Annotated in this window: 2 protein-coding genes; both read left to right on the forward strand. The window is 72.9% G+C overall.

The genetic code is table 11. The features are described from left to right. Positions 1-631, forward strand: a 631-nt coding sequence (locus tag ACFU99_RS43470; RefSeq protein ID WP_384404281.1) for a flavin reductase family protein, incomplete at its 5' end; no start/stop codon positions are given. A 105-nt stretch (positions 632-736) separates the two neighbouring features. Beyond that, a partial coding sequence (locus ACFU99_RS43475) for a TetR/AcrR family transcriptional regulator (RefSeq protein ID WP_384404284.1) occupies positions 737-1,175 on the forward strand: 439 nt, incomplete at its 3' end.

The following is a 1,175-nucleotide window of genomic DNA, read 5'->3' on the forward strand; positions in this document are numbered from 1 at the left end:
CGCCTTCCTCTTCATCGCGGGCGGCATCGGGATCACCCCGATTCTGCCGATGGTGCGGCGGGCGGAGGCGGAGGGCGTGCCGTGGCGGCTGCTGTACTGCGGGCGGTCGCGCGCCACCATGCCGTTCCTGGAGGAGATCGAGAAGTTGGGCGCGAGCGGACCCGGCCGGGTCGTAGTGGTCGCCGAGGACGAGTCCGGGCTGCCCGACCTCGCCGCCGCGCTCGGCGCCGCGCCGCCCGCCTCGGCCGTCTACTGCTGCGGCCCCGAGCCGCTGATGGCCGCGGTGGCCGAGCTGCTGCCGCCCGGCCTCGATCTGCACACCGAGCGCTTCGCCGCCGCCTACCCCCCACAACTACCCCACGACGACACCGAGTTCGAGATTGAACTGCGGCGCAGCGGCCGTACGGTCACCGTCCCGGCGGACTCCAGCGCGCTGGCCGCGCTGCGCGCCGAGGCGCTGCCGGACCTCCCGTACTCCTGCGAGCGGGGCTTCTGCGGGACCTGCCAACAGCGGGTCGTGGAAGGTGAGATAGACCACCGCGACGAGTTGCTGCCGGACGGGGAGCGCGCGGATTCCATGCTGCTGTGCGTCTCGCGGGCGCGCGGCGGCCGGCTCATACTGGACCTGTAGGCGCCCGTACGCAGAGAGACGGAGCCCGCACGAAGGGGCACGGCGAGATCACAGGTTGGGCACCGGCCAAGACCTCCGCGCGACCCGGTCGTTAGAGTGGTCCGCATGACGACCGGGGTGCGCCGCAGGATGGGCGTCGAGCAGCGGCGGGATCAGCTGATCTCGGTGGCGCTCGGGCTCTTCAGCCGCCGCTCCCCCGAGGACGTCTCGATCGACGAGATAGCGGAGACCGCGGGGATATCGCGGCCGCTGGTCTACCACTACTTCCCCGGCAAGCAGAGCCTGTACGAGGCCGCGCTGCGCCGTGCGGGCGAGCAGTTGGCCGCGCTCTTCGTCGAGCCGCGCGAAGGGCCGCTCGGCGCGCGGCTGCTGCGCGTCATGCACCGCTTCTTCGACTTCGTCGAGGACCACGGCCCCGGCTTCACCGCCCTGATGCGCGGCGGTCCGGCGGCCGGTTCGACGACCGCCGGCGCGATGATCGACGGCGTCCGGCAGGCCGCGTACGAGCAGATCACCGCCCATCTGGGCCTCGCGCGGCCGGGGC

The organism is Streptomyces sp. NPDC057654 (assembly GCF_042800135.1).
Taxonomy (GTDB): Bacteria; Actinomycetota; Actinomycetes; order Streptomycetales; family Streptomycetaceae; genus Streptomyces.